Below are 18,664 nucleotides of genomic sequence, written 5' to 3' on the forward strand. Positions count from 1 at the left end.
CACTAGATATAATACTGTTACGCAGTAAAATTTAGTGCTCTTATATTATGTTAAATAGTATGGTGTAGATATAAAATCTATTTTTGGAGGTAGTATAAAGTTAAAATTAACCTAGAAGAAATAAAAGTGGATATTTTAGATGAAATAAGAGAAACTATTTAATATAAAAATCAAAATAGAAGTATCAATTTATAACTCTAATGGTGCTTATCTATATGAAAAGGGCATGGTGATTGCAATGGAAAATGGAGATCTAAATGGGAATATAGATTTAATCAGAGAAGGGCTCGGCAAACAAAGTCCTATGGTGGTAAAGCATTTTTATATTGGTATAGATGAGCCATTAGAAGCTGCTATTATCTACGTCAATGGGATTACAAACAAGGACATTATTGATAGAGATATATTAAATCCGCTTATGCTTCATATACAAGAAAATTTAACTGATAAGTCAAATATAGGAGATTATCTTTGCAAAAGATATATTTCCATGAGCAATACATTGGTAGAAGCAGATATAAATGTAGTGGTTGACTATCTTAAAAGAGGAAAAACAGCAGTGTTAATAAATGGCGCTTTAGAAGTAATAATAGCTGACACTACAGGTGGACAACAGAGGGCCATTATGGAGCCTATGAATGAAACTGCAGCAAAAGGACCAAGAGATGGTTTTGTAGAAAATTTAGAAGTAAATATTAGCCTTATACGAAGAAAAGTCAAAGATAAGAACCTCACCATTGAGTTATTTAAGGTAGGAAGAAGACTTCAGAGTGACGTGGCAATGGTTTATATAGACGATATAGTAGATAAACAGGTATTAGAAGAATTAAAAAAGAGAATAGAAGCCATCGATATAGATGCTGTACTTTCAGCGGGAAAGCTGGAGCAATATATTGAAGACAATGCTTATACGATTTTTCCACAATCCTATGGTACGGAAAGGCCAGATAGAGCTATTGGAAATATGTTAGAAGGAAGAATAATTATTCTTGTAGAAGGAACACCAATGGTGCTTTTATATCCAGCAGTATTCATGCAATTTTTCCAGGCCACTGAGGATTATACCCAAAGAACTGTGATAGCCTCTTTTGCAAGAATTCTTAGGATTTTGGCGGCGGTTATTGTTGTAACCCTACCTTCTATTTACTTAACATTAATAAAGTTTAATGTAGAACTTATACCTATAAAATTTGTAACCCCAATTGTTCAATCGAGGGTAGGAATTGCTCTAACTCCATTTTTAGAGATTGTGGCTATGGAGATAGTTGTGGAGTTTTTAAGAGAGGGTGGCTTAAGGCTACCTACTAAAATAGCTCAAACCTTAAGTTTAGTGGGCGGTATTATTATAGGTGATACCGCAATTAGATCTAGAATGGTGAGTCCTACTACCTTACTTATAGTGGGAATTACTGTAATCACTACTTTCTTAATTCCTAATTATGATATGTCACTTTCTATTCGATTGTTACGGTTTCCAATGCTGGTACTAGCAAATATTATGGGCATATTTGGAATAGCTGTAGGGTGGTTTTTAATTTTAGTTCATCTTTCCTCTTTAGATAGTCTAGGCGTACCATATTTTGAGTTTCATAAAAGCGACATGAAGGATACATTTATTAGAGCACCCTTGTGGAGGATGGATAAGCGGCCAGTTGCTATTCCCAATGGAAATCCAATGAGGCAGACTAAGTTTAGGAATAAGTTTATTAAAAAAAGGTAGTGAATAAAATGCAAGGAGGCTCCAATAAAAAACAAAGTTACTTATCGGTAAATCAGTTTGCACTTATTATATTCGGTAGCATTGTTGGAGTTGGTATTTTATCACTTCCAAATGGTGTGGTAAAAGCTGCTCATCAGGATGGATGGTTTTCTACGTTGATAGGAGGGATATATCCCTTATACGTTGTCATAATAGCTAGATATATAAGCAAAAAGTTTCCTAATGATAGCATATTAATCTTAAGCAAAAAGTATTTTGGTAGAGTCATTGGAAGTATCTTTAATTTGATTTTCGCAACTTATTTTATCTTTATTGCATCAATGATAGCTAGTTATTATACAAACTTAATGCGGAATTTTATAGTGGGATTTTTAACGCCTTTTAAAATCATAGCTATCCTATTTATCTGCATTATTTATGCGGCTTCTAGAGGGTTAAAGGTAATAGGAAGAATTAGTGAAATTTCCTTTTATGTTAAAATAATTCTCCTTTTATCACCTATATTAGCTTTGCGAGAGCCTAATATTAGAAATATTTATCCTGTATTTGGTTCTGGGTTTAGTTCAATAGCAAAGGGAACTGTGAAATCAATTTTTTCTTATACAGGAGCAGAAATAATTTTACTCATTTACCCTTTTCTGAAAGAGAAAAATAAGATGCTGGTCTCTTCACTTATAAGTATAACACTGGTTATAGTTGTGTATGTTTGGTGTGTCTTTATAACCACCTATTATTTAGGTCCGGATATTGTGAGCAAACACGATTGGTCCTTTTTGTTAGTGCTAGGAAGTGTAACCATAACAGTAATCAATAATTATAGATATATTTTTATGACCTTGTGGAGTTTTATTGCATTTAAAAGCATGAGCATCAACGGTTATGCAAGTTTATATATTTTCAAAGATTTTGCACATAAAATAGAGATGAAAAAGATTTGCTTTTTTATGTATCCACTGCTTGTATATTTAGCTGTTAAGTATGGCAATGAAATAAGTAGACAAAGCATTAGCAATAATGTTCTGCCGTACTATGTAATATTTAATTTATTATATATGACGATTATTGCTATATTTGTATTTTTTAAGGAAGGAGTTAAATCTTGAACAACAAAAAATACTTGATCATAATCATTGGTGTCTTTATTTATGTATTTATATCGCTTGGACAAGAACGGGTTCCGGTTGAAGAGTTAGAGACTATTAATAGCATTGGATATGATATAGAGAGAAAAGGTGAAGATACCATTGAATATAGTATACCAATTAGTACAAACATTTACAAACCCAGTGGCGTGCAAGTTAACTTGTTATTTAAAGAGCAAGGGCAAAATGTAGGAGAAGTAATTCAGAAAAGGCAAGAAAAGATGAGTAAAAAGTTTATACAAGGGCAAGAAAGGGTAGTTTTGATTAGCGAGGATTATGCAAGGTATGGTTTAAAAACTTTAATAGAGGATAGATTCAGAAATTCAGAAACAAACGATATGGCTTATATGGCAGTATGTAAAGGGAAAACAGAGGATTACTTGAAATATACGGTAAAGGGGTATAGTAACTCTTCAGAGTATATAGGGGGGCTCGTAGAAGGGTCTGTTAATTACAGTTTCTTTTCTGACAACTACAAGGCAATAGATGTATATGTGAGGATTGGAGCAGAGGGTAGAAGTCTAGTGCTTCCATATATAGAAATAACAGAAGAAGGAATAGAAATCACTGGTATGGCTATTTTTAAAGAGGATAAAATGGTAGAGTTAGCAGATGCCAAAAATAGTAAAATACTTAATTTGTTAAAAAACAATAATGTGAAAGGGGTAATATCTTTACAAAAGAGTCCTAAAGTGTATATTGATTTTGAAGGAAAAACAGGTAGAAGAAAAGTCAGATGCTATAAACAAGGAGATAAATATAGTTTCAATATTGATTTAACCTTAACAGGTACAATTATTAACAATGAAATGTATGCTGATATTATGAATGAAATAAATATAAAAAAAGAATTTGAAAAAGATATGGCAAAAAGTATGGAGCGTGAATGTTATGATTTTATAAAGATAATGCAAAATGTCTATAAGGTAGATTGTATTGGACTAGGCAAAGAAGCCGCTGCAGTGTATGGAAGGCAGAAAGGTATTGATTGGAATCAAGTAGTTTCCAATGCAGATATTAAAGTAAATGTAGTGGTTAATGTGGATTTACAGGGTAGAGGAGATTATTAGGAATGCAGATAGAAAAGAAAAATCTACTAACTCCAAATGAAGTTACTTTTATACTAATAGGAATTATGTTTGATGTAACAGCGTCCAATTTACCTAACGTGGTAATTGCTAATGCAAAACAGGATGGATGGATTTCTGTTATTATAGGAGCCATATATCCACTATATGTAGCTCTCTTAGCTATATATGTTAGCGGGAGATTTCCTAAGGAAAATATTTTAGTGCTTAGTAGAAGGTACCTTGGAAAGACCTTTGGAACCATATCAAATTTTCTTTTTTTACTAAGCTTTTTTAGTTATTTTCCACCCTTAATTTCAACACTTGGGATAATTATAAGAACAGATGCAGTACCTATATTAACTCCTTTAAAAATTTATGTAGTTTTATTTTTTGCAGGCGTATACGCTACCAGTAAAGGGATTAAAGTGCTGGGAAGGATAGGTTCTATCACCTTTTGGATGGGGATAGCAATCATTATCCCTACCATTTCTATTTTAAAACAAGGAAGCTTTTTAAATATAAGTCCTATATTTGGAACAGGGATTGTAAATATTTTAAAAGGAAGTCTGGATTGTGTTTATGATTATTCATTAATGGAACTTATATTTTTAATTTATCCCTTTATAAATGATAGTAGCAAGATAAAGGCATCCACTTTAAAGGCAGTAGGATTTACTGCTATTATATATACCTGGATTACTTTTATAAGCATATATTATATGGGAAAAGATATCATTCCTAAAACAATATGGAGTTTTTTTAATGTGGCAGAAGCAGTAAAGGTTGAAATAATAAATAATTTCAGATATGTTTTTGTATTTTTCTGGATAATTATAGCGATTAAATCTTTAACCATTTTTAATTATGTGTGTATTTTTATTTTAGATGATATTAAAAAGATAAAAAGTAAAAAAATAGTATATGTAGTTATGGCTACGGTGGTTATTATGCTTGCAAAGACCTATTATGGAGATTTGTTAGCAATGAATGAAATCACAAAATATACTTCCCCAATAAGCACTATATATAATTTATTATATTTAACCCTCATCACGAGCTTAATATGGATAAAAAAAGGAGAGGCAAAATGAAAAAATATATGAACATAATATTTGTTGTTTTTTTATGCATTACTTTCTTACTCGTGATTTTTGGCGGTGAAAAAATAAAATTAAGCAGTGTGGAGGATATTGATATTTATGTGGGAGTAGGACTAGGGATAAATAGAAATGGTGAAGGGGGTTTAAACTATAGGGTTTCCACCACTGCTAATGAATATAAACAAGATGAGACAACTGAAAATGTATTAAGTATTGGAGTAAGCGAAACTATTGGAAAAACAAGAGAAAATAGACAAAAAAAAACAGGTAAAAAATTTTTTTTAGGGCTTTCGAAAATTTATATAATAGATGAAGAATATGCTAGATATGGAATAAGAAGTTTCATTGACATTAATTTTAAGAATCCTGTGATTAATACTAATTCAATTTTGGTGGTATGCAAAAATAGGAATGAAGATTATTTCAATTATACGACCCCAGGCTATGATAATTCAGCAGAGTATATAAGCGATATGATTAAAAATTCAGTAAACTACAATTTTTTTAGCGAAGACTACTTGTTTAAAGATGCAGTATTATCAATAGATGCAGAGGGCAAAAATATGGTTAGTCCCTATATTGAAATAATGGAAGATGGAATTAAAACAACAGGAATAGTAGTTTTTAAAAAGGATAAGCTAGCTGTTATTTTGGATATAAAGGATACAAGAATAATGAATATGCTAAGAGAGAACAAGGTAAACGGAATATTAACCATACAGAAAGATTCGAAAAAATATATAAATTATCAAGCGGAATCTAAAAGAAAAATCACATGTAGAAAAATAGGGGATAAATATACTTTTATTATTGACTTAAATTTGAAAGGAGAAATTATTAACAATGAATTATATGAAAATATGTCAGAAAAGATAGAGGTAACCAAAAAGTTTGAAGATGACATGGCAAAACAAGTGAAAAAAATGTGTACTGGACTTTTGGATAAGATGAAGAATGAATATAAAGTAGACTTACTGCAGCTAGGATGGTTGGCTGCAGCAAAATATGGAAGAGACACAGGTGTAGATTGGGATAAGGTTGTTTCTAACTCTGACATTGTAGTAAATGTAAAGGTACATGTTGATAAAATAGGAAGAGGACAGTATTAAATATAGGATAAGTAAGGAAAAATAGAAGGTGGCGCCTTGTGAAAAAGAAAAAAAAAATAATTGTGTTTTTAGTGGCCCTTATAGTTTCCGTTTATGCAGAAAAATTGAAAGTAACTCCTATGGAGGAGTTTAATATACCTATAGCCCTTGGGAATGATATTAATAAAGAGTTAAATGGTAATGTGCAATATAGCATTCCATTAAGTATATATGATTTTAAAAAGAAGGGAAAAGGTGGTGTAGGGATCACTACTAAAAAGGAAACTATTATCGAAGAAGTTAGAAGTAATATTTTAAAAGGAAAATCAAGCAGTATTGGGGAAACAAGAGAAGAAAGACAATTAAAGTCCAGTAAACCTTTTCTACTTGGAGTTGAAAAAATAGTTTTAATAAGCGAAGAACATGCAACCTATGGGATATTAAATATAATAAATTTATTTTTTGCCAATGCAAAAATTAATGATAGAGGTATTTTTGCAGTATGTAAAGGGAAGGCAGAAGATATATTAACGTTTAAGGTAGAAGGGTATCCTAGTTCTGCAGATTATATTGAAGGCATGATTAAGCATGCCACAAGCTATAATTTTATATCTGATCGGTATACTTTATTGGATATATATGTAACACTAGATTCAGAAGGAAAAAATTTAGTCCTTCCTTACCTAGAAATAAAGGATAAAAATATTACTTTTGCAGGTATGGCCTTATTTAAAGGAAATAAAATGGCTTATGTATTACCTATGGAGGAAAGCAAAATTATGAATATGCTTAGGGAGAAAAAAGGGGAAGGAACATTAAGTTTGCAGGAAGGCCCAGATAAGTATATAAATTATGAGGCAATGGTTAAAAGGAAGGTAAAATGTACTAAGAGAGAAGGAAAATATGAATTCAACATTGAGTTAGATTTTCAGGGAGACATCATAGAGAACACATTATATAAAGAGTTGGGAAAAGAAAAAGAAAGTGAATTTGAAGAACTCATGGGGAAAAAAATAGAGAAAATGTGCAATGATTTTTTGGATAAAATGAAAAATGTTTATAAAATAGATTGCTTAAATCTGGGAATGTATGCTGCGGCCAAATATGGCAGAGAAACCGGGGTTGATTGGAACAAAGAGGTAAGTAATGCAGATATCAAAGTAAGTATAAAAGTAAAAATAGATAAGAGTGGAAGAGGGCAGTACTAAAATACGCATGGAGAATAAAAATATGGAGAAAATAAAAAATAACTTGTTAGAAGATAGCGAATGCATAGCAATGGTAGTGGGGTTTGTAACCAGCATAGGTCTTTTAGCATTACCCAATGCAGTAGTACAGGATGCTAAACAGGATGGATGGATATCGGTGGTTGTAGGTGGAGTATATCCTCTATTTCTGGCTTTCTTATCTATTTATTATGTGAAAAAACATCCAAATGAGGATATATTGGTTTTAAGTAAAAAATATTTAGGGGTCATTCTTGGCACCATATGTAACATTTTATTTATGGCTCAGTTTGGTATATATTTGATAGGGGTTGCATCTGGAATGAGTAATGTTTATATATGCCATGCAACAACTTTTTTAACACCAATAAAGATTTTTATTCCTGCTATATTAGTAGCTACTTATTTAGCTCTTAAAGAGATAAAAGTATTGGCAAGAATAAATATGATTGGTCTTTATGCTGTGGTGATATTGATATTAACCTTACTACCAGCCTTGCAACGTGGTAATTACCTAAATTTATTTCCGGTTTTTGGATCTGGGTATAAAAATATTTTAAAGGCAAGCCTTGAATCCGCTTATGCTTATGGTGGACTAGAGGGAATATTTTTAATTTATCCTTTTATGAGAAACAAAGATAAAATTAAAGCAGTAGTGTTCAAATCTTGTTTTTTAATTATGTCACTTTATATTTGGACAACTTTTATATGTATCTATTTTTTTGGATATAAGGTTACTTCTAAAGCATTATGGCCAGTTTTACTAGTAACAGAAGGAGTAAATTTACCGGTGCTAAATAGCTTTCGTTTCATATTTTTATTTTTATGGAGCTTGGCTATATTTAGGACGTTAGCAAATTTTCAGTATTTGATTACATATATTGTAAGTTATATACTAAAAGTGAAAGATAAAAAGAAGATTTATTGGTTTACGGTTCCTATTGCAATCTACTTGTGCTTAAAGGTTGGAAATGAAGTGCAAAGAAGGGCAATTCTTGGCTATATTATTCCGACGGTAACATTGTTTAATATCGCATATGTATCTGTTATTGCTATATTGATATTTATAAAAGACAAAGGTCAAAAGCAAACTACAACCTAAAAAACTCCAGAAACTTTCTGGAGTTTTTTAACATAAAGATATTATTTATTATGAGATAATTTAGAACGCTTAGTGAATTTGTCATTATTTGCATCTATTCTCTCACCATTTTCAATTCCTATATCACCACCACTTTGAGGGAACATTTTTCTCAGTTCAGCATTAGTTTTTTTATCAGTTTTCATGTGACTTTTATTATTGTCCATAAATACTCCTCCTTATATGTTGCTAAATAAGGCTTCTTCAAAAACAAGCAGTCACTATCATAGTTTATTTTTTCAGAAGTCTAATATTAATATAACCCTAACAGCATAAAAATATTTGTGTAAAATAAATTACTATAATGATAAAAATATTTTTTTCTTTTTAAATAATCAAATAAAATAATAATTCATAAAATTTGTATTTATGAATTTTAAATAGATGTGTATAATACTAATATGGAGTATTTTATTTATGGAATTAAAAATAGCTTATGAGGAAGTGACTTAACATGCCATTTAATGTATATAATAGAAATAAAAAATATTTAGGATTTATTCAGTCTGCATATCCCCAATATACAAATGTATTTATGGTTGCTAGTACAGATGTAAAGCTTACAGATGAGGATTTTGATATAAATAAGATGAAATCTGAATTAGCCGGGTATTTGGGTTGTAAAAATATTTTAGGTAAAGTTAATGAACCAAGATTAAGTAAAAGCATTGATAATATAATAGTTAAAGAATTTGGTAAATTTAAAGATAATACTTATGATGAATTATTGAAATTAGTATATCTTAGAATATTACGGTATGAAGAAAATTTTAATTATAAAAGTATTGAAAATGAAAAAATCAATGCATATTTTTTGATTGATATTAATAATGTTGTAATTGAAAATAATTCAATAATTATAGATGAGGAAATAGATTATATTAACAATGAAAAACTAGAAAATCATATTCCTATGATTGCAAAAATTATTGACTATCCAAGAATTCAAATTGATAGCATGTCCTCAGGGCAGGGATTGTTATTAGGTGCGGACCTTGCTGATTTATCGGGAAGAAATCATATTCACAAGACAAAACTAAAAATAAAATCAGGTAATTTTGCTTATGAACTTAATTTGCCTGTAGAATTATACTTGAAAAAAGGTGACACAATTCAAATTTATGTAGATAATAGGGTCATTAAAAGAGTATTTTGCAATGGTATAATATATGATTTCTAATACTTTTATGTATTAAGCGTTTTTTTTAGATTATAATTTTGTTAGCATAATCTAAGAAAAAAATCTAAGTTCCACAAGGATTATTATATTGAGGCAAACATGATTTAATCTATTTAGGAGAGTTGTCCTAATATTTATGAAGATAGATAGGAGAAATAAACATGTATACTAATGAAACAAAATTAAAAGTAAGGTATGTAGAGACAGATCAAATGGGAATAGTGCATCATTCAAATTATTATGCTTGGTTTGAGGTAGGTAGAACAGAATATATAACAGAAATAGGGATGACATATAAAGAAATGGAAGAAAATAATATTATGTTACCAGTGGTAGAAAGTTCTTGTAAGTACATAGAAGGGGCAAAATATGAGGACATAATTACAATTCAAACATATATGCATGAGCTAAATGGGGCTAAGGTAATATTTAATTATAATGTTCTTAGAAAAAAAGATAGAAAAATTTTAGCTAAGGGCAGTACAACTCATGCTTTTGTCAATGAAAAATTTAGAGTCGTAAATCTTAAGAAAGCTAATGGAGAGATGTGGAATAGGTTTCAAAAACTCTTTGAAAAGATAGAATAACGTCTTATTATAAGTTAAGCGTCTTTTCTTAGAGAATGCTATAACGAAAAGTATATATTGCTAGAAATGCGTTCACTTAGCCAAGTAATTCTAAAATTTATTTTATTTACAGTTGCTAAAAAATACAAACTCGCTGACGCTCAAACATGTATTTTTTTTCACGCAACTGCAAATAAAATAAATTGTGAATTACTAAGGCACGCTCAACGCATTTTACGCAATATATACTTTTGTTAGCATTCTCTAAGAAAAAATATCTAATTTTAAAAGAGGCTACTATTTTTATATCATTCACTGAAAAAGGATATTTGTCCTTTTTTTAATATTGTAATTAATTTATACTAACAATACATTTCTATTAAGTATAATGAAAGAATATTTCAATTAACGAGGTGGGGGTGAAAAATGATTTTTGAAGTTTTAAGTTATATTGGTGAAAAACTAAATGATAATGGAGTTACATGGGCTGTTGGGGCATCTATCTTATTGAGTCATTATGGGCTTATAGAAAATCCTAATGATATTGATATTTTAGTAGATTTAAATGATATAGAAAAAGTAGATAAGATTCTAAAAAGTATTGGAGAAAAGAAAGTTAGAGATAAATCAGATACATATTCAACAAAATACTTTTATGAATATGTTGTCCATGGATTTGATATCGATGTTATGGCGGGTCTTAGCATTAATTATAACAGTGGAACATTTGAGTACATTTTTGATCATATTTCCATTTCAGAATTTAAAAAAATTAACGGAGTAAATATACCATTGAGTTCTTTAGAAGACTGGTATGTACTATATCAATTAATTCCTAGTAGGGAGATAAAAGTAAAGATGATAGAAAATTATTTATTATCAAATGTGATAAAGAGGCCTGATTTATTAGAAAGAGCATTAAGTGGTGACTTAGCAGAGGAAGTTAGAGATAAAATACAAGAAATGTTAAAGTTCTGATTCCTATATTTTCATAATGTTTCAACGCTTAGAAGTAAAATTTGTTTTTTTCTAATATTCCGCTAACAAAAGGATATATTGCGTAAAATGCATTTGAACAAGGTAAGTAATTCTAAAATAAATTTTAGAATTACTTACCGACATAAATGCATTTTTAGCGATATATCCTTTTCGGTATAGCAGAATATTAGAAAAAACTCTTAATTTAAAATAGCACATTATACAACCTTATAAATTACTTAGCAAGCTGTGAAAAATAATGTTTGGGGATAAAGCCTTTCTTTATCCCTTCCGTAACTAGCAAATATGTTGCAGTAGTGTCAAACCTAGCATCATGAAAATTTGCAGTATCTCCAAAATATTCATTACTCTTCAAATTTATTTCATTTTCATTTAACTTTAAGAACTTTATGGCTTCTGATAATTTTGGATTTTTATAGCCTCCACGTACAGAGTAAAGTTTGCATATATCCTTATAATATTTCATTGTGCAAAATATATGGTTAGGGATTAGAGCATGTCCACAATTATTGAGTTCATGAGTTAAAAATTTAATATCAAAATTAACATTGTGTCCTATAAGAATATCTGCATTTATAAAATCATCGATAAAATCTTCATAAGAATCCTCAAAAGTTTTGCCATCGCTTAGATCAAATAGTGCATCCACACTAAACCCATGCACATCTTCAGCGGATGGTTCTACGTAGTCTACAGTAAAGAATGTATTTTTACCTATTGTTTTTATAGGCTTATAACTAGTATCAACAAGTATGTAACTTAACTGACATATGTTTCCTGGTCTTATACCAGTAGTTTCTGTATCAAAAAAAATCATTTTCATTAAAGGACCCTCCTGTCGTTCTTTGGTGCACAAAATAATTATTAATTGTTTTGCCTCCTGTCATTCTCTGGGACACAGAACAATTCTCAATTGCTCTGCCTACACTATTTCTTCTTTTTCACTTTTCTTTAATCCATTATATACAAGCTCGAAAGATAAATCCACTAGAAAGAGGATTTTATCATCAGAAATGGAACCATCAAAAATTATGGTGTTCCAATGTTTTTTATTCATATGGTACCCTGGTTTAATTGCATCAAAGTCTCTACGTAAATCCTGCGACATAAAAGGTTCACATTTTAAGTTAACTTCCAGTGTTGGTTTATTGATATTTGTTAAGGCAAACATTTTTGAGCCTACCTTGAAAACTAATGTCTCATCATCAAAGGGGAAACACTCTGTAACACCCTTTTTACTTAGGCAATAATTTTTGAAAGTTTCTAAAGATAACATAATAAATCACCCTTTATCTTTTTTATTCACTAAAAATAATGATACATTAATTATAACATAGATTTTATATCTTTATATATTAGAGAATATTGTATATAATATTTATAAAACCTTCTTTATGGGCATGCAAATAAATCAGAATGCTGAATTGGTATTTCTTTGTGCTTTTAGGTGAAATGGAGTTACATCAATGATTGAACTTTTAAGGAGTCTTACTAATAATTTAGGGTATGTAATTCTTATTGCTTTTTTTGTTTCTAGGATAGGAAGCTTTAAGAATATTGTTCAAAAAGATAAATTTAAAAATATAGATTTAATTATGCTTTCAATAATTTTTGGATCATTTGGAATTTTAGGAACTTACACTGGAACAGAAGTTAATGGAGCTATTGCCAACACTAGAATTATTGGTGTTATGGCAGGCGGAATACTTTGTGGTCCTTTTGTAGGAGTCATGGCAGGAGTAATTGCTGGAATGCACAGGTTACTAGTAGATTTAGGTGGAATTACATCAATACCCTGTACAATAACCACTATAATTTCAGGAATAATCGCAGGTAGAATATATAAGATATCAAATGAAAATAAGAAGTGGGTATATGGCTTAATTGGCGGACTCCTAATGGAAATTTTAGAAATGCTTTTAATACTTACAATGGCACACCCTTTTAGCAAGGCCTTAACTATTGTAAAAAGTATATATTTTCCTATGAGTTTTACTAATGCTATAGGTATTGCAATCTTAATAGTAATAATTCAAAAAATCAATGAAGAAAAGGAAGAGATTGCAGCAAAGCAAGCGCAAATAGCCCTAGAGATAGCTAATAAAACCTTGCCATATTTTAGAGAAATGGATGAAAATTCACTAGAAAAGATATGCGGTATAATAAGAGAGTCAATTGATGCAGATGCAGTATCTATAACAAATACAGAGTATATATTAGCTCATGTAGGTGTAGGTGCTGATCATCATATAAAAGGCCATAGGATTGTAACTCAAGTTACAAAAAAAGTGATTAAGGAGGGGAATTTGCTTTCCTTAACTAATGCAAATCAGATAGATTGTCCTGATTCGAATTGCAAACTAAAATCCGCAATTATTGCTCCATTAAAGGAAGGAGACAAAATGATAGGTACCTTAAAAATATATTATTGCGTCGATGATGTGATTTCATTTACAAATATAAATTTAGCCTTAGGATTATCTCAAATTATTTCTACTCAACTAGAAATAAGTAAACTTGCAGAGTTAAAGCATATGGCAAATAAAGCTGAAATAAAGGCACTACAAGCTCAAATAAATCCTCATTTTTTATTTAATGCACTAAATACTATAATTTCCTTTATTAGACTTAATCCAAATCGCGCAAGAGAATTAATTATAAATTTGTCCACATACTTAAGGTATAATTTAGAAGCAGGAGAAAAACCTGTGGACATTTATAGAGAACTAGAGCAGGTGAAGGCTTACATAGAGATAGAAAAAGCAAGGTTTGGGGAAAAGCTTAATATAATTTATAATATTGAAGATAACCTAGATGTTAAAATTCCAAGCCTTATAATTCAACCAATAGTAGAAAATGCAATAAAGCACGGTATTTTAGAGGGGAGTGGATATGGAACAGTGACAATTGAAATAAAAAAAACTGTGGACGACAACATAATGATAACAATTGAAGATGATGGAGTGGGTATTTCAAATGATATTATAGAAAAAGTCTATGAAAGTAAAATGGAAGAAAATAGAATAGGAATGTCAAATGTTCATAATAGGTTAAAATATATTTATGGTGAGGGATTAAAAATAGAAAGACTTGTGAATGGTACTAGAATCCATTTCAATGTTAGAAAAATAAGGGAGTGACGATATGAACTGCATTATTGTTGATGATGAATTTCCTTCAAGAGAAGAACTAAAGTATTTCATAAACAATTTTAGTAATATTAAAATAATGGAGGAATTTGATGATTCGATTAAAGCACTAGAATACATTGAACTAAATAAGCCGGATATTATTTTTTTGGATATAAATATGCCCAAACTAGATGGGATGTCACTCGGTAAAATTATTAGCCACTTCCCAAAACAATCCCTTATTATTTTTATTACGGCTCATAAAGATTTTGCTGTAGATGCTTTTGAAATTCAAGCTTATGACTATATATTAAAGCCCTATTCAGAAGAGCGAATAGTTAGTACATTAAAAAAAATCGAGAAAAGTTCAGATAAAAAAATTACAAATAATAAAATAACCATTTGGAAAGATAATAAAATGATAGTAAAGAGCATAACTCAAATTTCTTACTGTGAAGCAAAAGAACGAGAAACATTAATTTATATTAAAGGGGAGCAATACAATGTAAGTTGTAGTATATCAGAATTTTATAAAAAGCTTCCAAAAGAATTCTTTTTTAGAAGCCATAGATCATATATAATAAATATTGATAAAATAATAGAAATAGTTCCTTGGTTTAACAATACTTATATGTTAAAGATACAAGGTGAGAACGTAGATATACCAGTAAGTAGAAATAATATAATTGAGTTTAAAGAGATAATGGGCATTTGAAAGATAAGCTAGTAACGTTAAAATGTAAAATTTGTTTTATGGCGTATAATATAAAAGGGTTGTTAACATAAGATTATGTTAACAACCCTTTTTTGAAAATCATAAATCATATATTACAAATTTTGATATAATAATCATCAATAAAGTTAATCCATGTGCTTTTTTTGTCGTTTCATGCATGAAATCGTATTCCATGTTTAATATACCTTATAATTTAGTTATTAAATATTTAGGAGGAGTTCAAATGATTTCATTTATTATATCGATTATTGCACTTATTGTAGGTTATTTTATTTATGGTACAATTGTAGAAAAAGCTTTTGGAGCAGATGAGAAAATCCAAACTCCAGCCGTGAGACTCGCGGATGGTGTAGATTTTGTAGAGATGCCTCAATGGAAGATTTTTTTAATTCAATTTCTTAACATAGCAGGACTCGGTCCTATATTTGGAGCAATTTCAGGTGCAATGTGGGGTCCAGTAGCATTTTTATGGATTGTCTTTGGATGTATCTTTGCAGGCGGAGTTCACGATTATTTTTCAGGTATGTTATCAGTTAGGCATGATGGAGCAAGTATACCTGAAGTTGTGGGGAAATATCTTGGTAAGGGCTTTAAAAACTTTATGAGAGTGTTTTCAGTTATAGTTTTAATACTTGTAGGAGTAGTTTTCGTAACAGGACCTGCAGGTATCTTAAGAGATCTAACAGGAATGAATTTACAATTATTAATTTATATAATATTTGCATATTATATACTGGCAACAATGCTTCCAATAGATAAGCTTATAGGAAAGATATATCCTATTTTTGGAATTTGTTTATTAATTATGGCAGTTGGTATTGCTGGTGCCTTGATTTTTGGAGGATTCCCTATTCCAGAAGTAACAATATCTAATTTAGTTAATATGCATTCAGCACCAGGTAAGAACCCAGTATTCCCTATGTTATTCATCACTATTGCTTGTGGAGCGATTTCAGGGTTCCATTCCACTCAATCACCTTTAATGGCAAGGTGTATATCTAGTGAAAAACAAGGTAGAAAAATATTTTATGGTTCAATGATAGTAGAAGGAATAGTTGCATTAATTTGGGCAGCTGCAGCAATGAGTTTCTTTGGAGGAGTTGAACAGTTAAATGCTACTATGGCTTTGCCAGGTCATACAGCAGCTTGGGTAGTAAATCAATCTTCAATAAGTTTACTTGGAAAAGTTGGCGGAGTATTAGCTATACTTGGAGTTGTAGCTTGTCCTATAACTTCTGGAGATACAGCATTTAGAAGTGCAAGATTAACTATAGCTGATGCATTAAAATTTAATCAAGGTCCTATTAAAAATAGATTTATGATTAGTATTCCACTATTTGTAGTAGGTTTCATATTAACTAAGATGAATTTTGAAATAATATGGAGATACTTTGGATGGTCTAACCAGGCACTAGCTACTATAGTATTATGGACAGCAGGTATGTACATGGTTCATATAGGTAAAAAACATTGGATGGCAACGGTGCCAGCTGCATTTATGACAACAGTATGTACTTCCTACATTTTAATTGCACCAGAGGGCTTTCAGCTTTCTAAAGGCATTTCATACACAGTAGGGATTGTAGCAGGAATTGCAGCTATGGCAATTTTCTTAACTGCAGCAAAAAAGGTAGAAGAAAAAAAAGTAGAAGAAAAAAAAGCCGTTAATATGTAAAATTCTTTTCAAGTCACTGAAAAATATAAAGGCTGTTAACATAAATATTATGTTAACAGCCTTTATTTATATATTTTTTATAATTTCACCATTCACCATTACAAATTCTACTTTACTTCTTAAATCAAAAGGATGTCCACTATATATAACAATATCTGCATCTTTTCCAATTTCTAAGCTTCCAACTTTGCCTTCGATACCAAGTATTTCAGCAGCATTTATAGTAATTGCTTTAAGAGCCTCTTCTTCATCCATGCCTTCTCTCGCAGCAATGCCTGCGCATACTGGAAGGTATTGAAGGGGAATAACGGGATGATCTGTCATTATAGCTACCTTTATACCAGCTTTAGAAAGAATGACCGGGGTTTCAAAGGTTAGATTTTGAAGTTCTACTTTTGATCTATTAGATAATGTTGGTCCTAAGATTATACCCTTTTGAATTCCTTCTTTCAAATAATTTACAATTAAGTGGCCTTCTGTGCAATGATCAAGGGTTATATCTATGTCAAATTCCTTTGCAATTCGAAGCGCTGTAAGGATATCATCAGCTCTATGAGCATGAGCTTTTAGAGGGATTTGTTTTTTTATAACCTTTGCTAGTGCTTCCATTTTCATGTCGAATTCAGGTATTTTATCGGGATTTTCTGTGGCTTTATTTTGTTTTTCTATATACATCTTCGCTTTAAAAAGATTTTCTCGAAGTATAGCAGCAGTAGCCATTCTTGTGCTTGGAGACTTTTTTAGGGCATGGTATACTCTTTTAGGATTTTCACCAAAAGCTACCTTCATAGCAATGCACTCATTTACAATCATATCATCAATTCTATCTCCATAGGTTTTAATAACTGCAAACTGACCACCAATTACATTAGCACTACCTGGACCAGTTGCAACAGTTGTTATACCAGCTTCTACTGCATCTTTAAAGCATATATCTCTAGGGTTAATAGCATCAATTGCTCTTAAATGAGGGGTGACAGGGTCAACAGCCTCATTACCATCAGCACCTTCAAAGCCCATTCCATCTTCCCACATTCCAAGGTGGCAGTGAGCATCAATCATCCCTGGCATAACAAATTTACCTTTAGCATCAATTATTTCTGCATTGCCCGGTGGCCTTACGTCATTTCCAATAGCAATAATTTTATCATGATCAACTAAGATCATTCCATTTTCAAAATTTTCCACAGCCATTGTATGTATATTGGCATTTTTAATTAAAATCATATAAAAACCTCCTCAATTATTAAAACTTAAATGTTACTTAAGCAAAACAAGGTGAAACTATTTATTTCGCTTTCCTAATAGTTTTATATTCAAAACATTATATTATCAATATTATAACATATTTTTCTAAATAATATTAAAGATTAATTGTTGAATAGACATAACCATTTTTCAAAAAAACATCATGGTGAAATAAGGAAAAAACGAATCATAGCGTCAAGCTAATGTTTACGCCAGCTCAACAAGGCCTTATGATAGCCATTCACTTTGCTCAAGACAGCTTTGGAATAGCAACGAATATAACATGTTATTGTGCTATTGCAATAGTAGTAGACAAAATTTCAAAAGATAAGTAAGAAAAACTGATTAGAAAGTAGACTTTCTAATCAGTTTTTCTTACTTAATTTAAGCCTAAACAAATTCTATTAAAACTTTAGTTATCTTCTGTGCTCTACAAGGTCAATGGCTCCTAACACTATATGAGCCAGGCCAAATCCAATAACACCTGCTTCAATCATAGGAAGCACATTTTTCTTTCTCATATTATTTCTTGAAAGTGTTGCACCCGCAGCAGTTACAACAGTACCTAACATAGTTGGAATTAAGCCTTCGCGCATATTAAAAACCTCCCTTTTTTATTTTATGTTATTATCTTTTACAAAT

General features: G+C 30.4%; 18 protein-coding genes and 1 pseudogene. 14 read left to right on the forward strand and 5 right to left on the reverse strand.

Features of this window, described 5'->3' with window-relative positions:
* Positions 1 to 238: 238 nt before the first annotated feature.
* The 7 genes from G9F72_RS07590 to G9F72_RS07620 are packed head-to-tail and all read left to right on the forward strand — an operon-like array spanning position 239 to position 8,448.
* The gene (locus G9F72_RS07590) at positions 239 to 1,720 is read left to right on the forward strand and encodes a spore germination protein (protein WP_164956710.1); all 1,482 of its coding nucleotides are present in this window, start codon (positions 239 to 241) and stop codon (positions 1,718 to 1,720) included.
* 8 nt (positions 1,721 to 1,728) lie between these two features.
* Entirely contained in the window at positions 1,729 to 2,823 is a 1,095-nt protein-coding gene (locus tag G9F72_RS07595; protein ID WP_164956711.1) for an endospore germination permease, read from the forward strand.
* On the forward strand, positions 2,820 to 3,932 hold the full coding sequence (locus G9F72_RS07600) for a Ger(x)C family spore germination protein (RefSeq protein ID WP_164956712.1): 1,113 nt from the start codon (positions 2,820 to 2,822) through the stop codon (positions 3,930 to 3,932). The genes G9F72_RS07595 and G9F72_RS07600 overlap by 4 nt, the downstream gene beginning before the upstream one ends.
* Before the next feature lie 2 nt (positions 3,933 to 3,934).
* The gene (locus G9F72_RS07605) at positions 3,935 to 5,023 is read left to right on the forward strand and encodes an endospore germination permease (RefSeq protein ID WP_164956713.1); all 1,089 of its coding nucleotides are present in this window, start codon (positions 3,935 to 3,937) and stop codon (positions 5,021 to 5,023) included.
* Positions 5,020 to 6,141, forward strand: coding sequence for a Ger(x)C family spore germination protein (locus G9F72_RS07610; protein ID WP_164956714.1), 1,122 nt, complete (start codon positions 5,020 to 5,022; stop codon positions 6,139 to 6,141). Before G9F72_RS07605 ends, G9F72_RS07610 begins: the two co-directional genes overlap by 4 nt.
* A 38-nt stretch (positions 6,142 to 6,179) precedes the next feature.
* The gene (locus G9F72_RS07615; protein WP_164956715.1) at positions 6,180 to 7,328 is read left to right on the forward strand and encodes a Ger(x)C family spore germination protein; all 1,149 of its coding nucleotides are present in this window, start codon (positions 6,180 to 6,182) and stop codon (positions 7,326 to 7,328) included.
* 22 nt (positions 7,329 to 7,350) lie between these two features.
* Positions 7,351 to 8,448 carry an endospore germination permease gene (locus G9F72_RS07620; protein ID WP_164956716.1) on the forward strand — a complete coding sequence of 366 codons (1,098 nt, stop codon included), beginning with the start codon at positions 7,351 to 7,353 and terminating at the stop codon, positions 8,446 to 8,448.
* A 41-nt stretch (positions 8,449 to 8,489) separates the two neighbouring features.
* Here the strand turns inward: G9F72_RS07620 and G9F72_RS07625 are convergent, their stop codons facing one another.
* The gene (locus tag G9F72_RS07625; RefSeq protein WP_164956717.1) at positions 8,490 to 8,654 is read right to left on the reverse strand and encodes a hypothetical protein; all 165 of its coding nucleotides are present in this window, start codon (positions 8,652 to 8,654) and stop codon (positions 8,490 to 8,492) included.
* Between the two features lie 287 nt (positions 8,655 to 8,941).
* Between G9F72_RS07625 and G9F72_RS07630 the strand changes: the two genes are divergently transcribed.
* The 3 genes from G9F72_RS07630 (at position 8,942) to G9F72_RS07640 (ending at position 11,211) form a co-directional block, all read left to right on the forward strand.
* Positions 8,942 to 9,667 carry a hypothetical protein gene (locus tag G9F72_RS07630; RefSeq protein WP_164956718.1) on the forward strand — a complete coding sequence of 242 codons (726 nt, stop codon included), beginning with the start codon at positions 8,942 to 8,944 and terminating at the stop codon, positions 9,665 to 9,667.
* Between the two features lie 161 nt (positions 9,668 to 9,828).
* Positions 9,829 to 10,254, forward strand: a complete 426-nt coding sequence (locus tag G9F72_RS07635; RefSeq protein WP_164956719.1) for an acyl-CoA thioesterase — start codon at positions 9,829 to 9,831, stop codon at positions 10,252 to 10,254.
* 405 nt (positions 10,255 to 10,659) lie between these two features.
* Complete coding sequence (locus G9F72_RS07640; protein WP_164956720.1) at positions 10,660 to 11,211, forward strand: nucleotidyltransferase family protein; 552 nt, start codon at positions 10,660 to 10,662, stop codon at positions 11,209 to 11,211.
* A gap of 235 nt (positions 11,212 to 11,446) precedes the next feature.
* On the opposite strand, the gene G9F72_RS07645 is transcribed toward G9F72_RS07640, so the two are convergent.
* Both G9F72_RS07645 and G9F72_RS07650 read right to left on the reverse strand, forming a co-directional pair.
* Complete coding sequence (locus tag G9F72_RS07645; RefSeq protein ID WP_164956721.1) at positions 11,447 to 12,055, reverse strand: 3'-5' exonuclease; 609 nt, start codon at positions 12,053 to 12,055, stop codon at positions 11,447 to 11,449.
* 99 nt (positions 12,056 to 12,154) lie between these two features.
* Positions 12,155 to 12,508 (reverse strand): MmcQ/YjbR family DNA-binding protein, encoded by a 354-nt coding sequence (locus G9F72_RS07650; protein ID WP_164956722.1) that lies wholly within the window; start codon positions 12,506 to 12,508, stop codon positions 12,155 to 12,157.
* A gap of 190 nt (positions 12,509 to 12,698) precedes the next feature.
* On the opposite strand from G9F72_RS07650, the gene G9F72_RS07655 reads away from it, so the two are divergent.
* The 3 genes from G9F72_RS07655 (at position 12,699) to G9F72_RS07665 (ending at position 16,774) form a co-directional block, all read left to right on the forward strand.
* A complete protein-coding gene (locus G9F72_RS07655) occupies positions 12,699 to 14,372 on the forward strand; it encodes a LytS/YhcK type 5TM receptor domain-containing protein (protein WP_164956723.1) in 1,674 nt (557 codons plus the stop codon).
* A 4-nt stretch (positions 14,373 to 14,376) separates the two neighbouring features.
* Positions 14,377 to 15,078 carry a LytR/AlgR family response regulator transcription factor gene (locus tag G9F72_RS07660; RefSeq protein WP_164956724.1) on the forward strand — a complete coding sequence of 234 codons (702 nt, stop codon included), beginning with the start codon at positions 14,377 to 14,379 and terminating at the stop codon, positions 15,076 to 15,078.
* A gap of 244 nt (positions 15,079 to 15,322) precedes the next feature.
* Positions 15,323 to 16,774 carry a carbon starvation protein A gene (locus G9F72_RS07665; protein WP_164956725.1) on the forward strand — a complete coding sequence of 484 codons (1,452 nt, stop codon included), beginning with the start codon at positions 15,323 to 15,325 and terminating at the stop codon, positions 16,772 to 16,774.
* A gap of 66 nt (positions 16,775 to 16,840) precedes the next feature.
* Here G9F72_RS07665 and G9F72_RS07670 read toward each other — a convergent pair whose 3' ends face one another.
* A complete protein-coding gene (locus G9F72_RS07670) occupies positions 16,841 to 18,001 on the reverse strand; it encodes an amidohydrolase (protein ID WP_164956726.1) in 1,161 nt (386 codons plus the stop codon).
* 221 nt (positions 18,002 to 18,222) lie between these two features.
* On the opposite strand from G9F72_RS07670, the pseudogene G9F72_RS07675 reads away from it, so the two are divergent.
* Positions 18,223 to 18,357, forward strand: a pseudogene (locus G9F72_RS07675) (dicarboxylate/amino acid:cation symporter); the annotation flags it as partial.
* Positions 18,358 to 18,438: 81 nt separating this feature from the next.
* Here the strand turns inward: G9F72_RS07675 and G9F72_RS07680 are convergent.
* The gene (locus G9F72_RS07680) at positions 18,439 to 18,618 is read right to left on the reverse strand and encodes an asparagine synthase (RefSeq protein WP_164956727.1); all 180 of its coding nucleotides are present in this window, start codon (positions 18,616 to 18,618) and stop codon (positions 18,439 to 18,441) included.
* Positions 18,619 to 18,664: the final 46 nt, after the last annotated feature.

This window comes from Clostridium estertheticum (assembly GCF_011065935.2).
GTDB lineage: Bacteria > Bacillota > Clostridia > Clostridiales > Clostridiaceae > Clostridium_AD > Clostridium_AD estertheticum_A.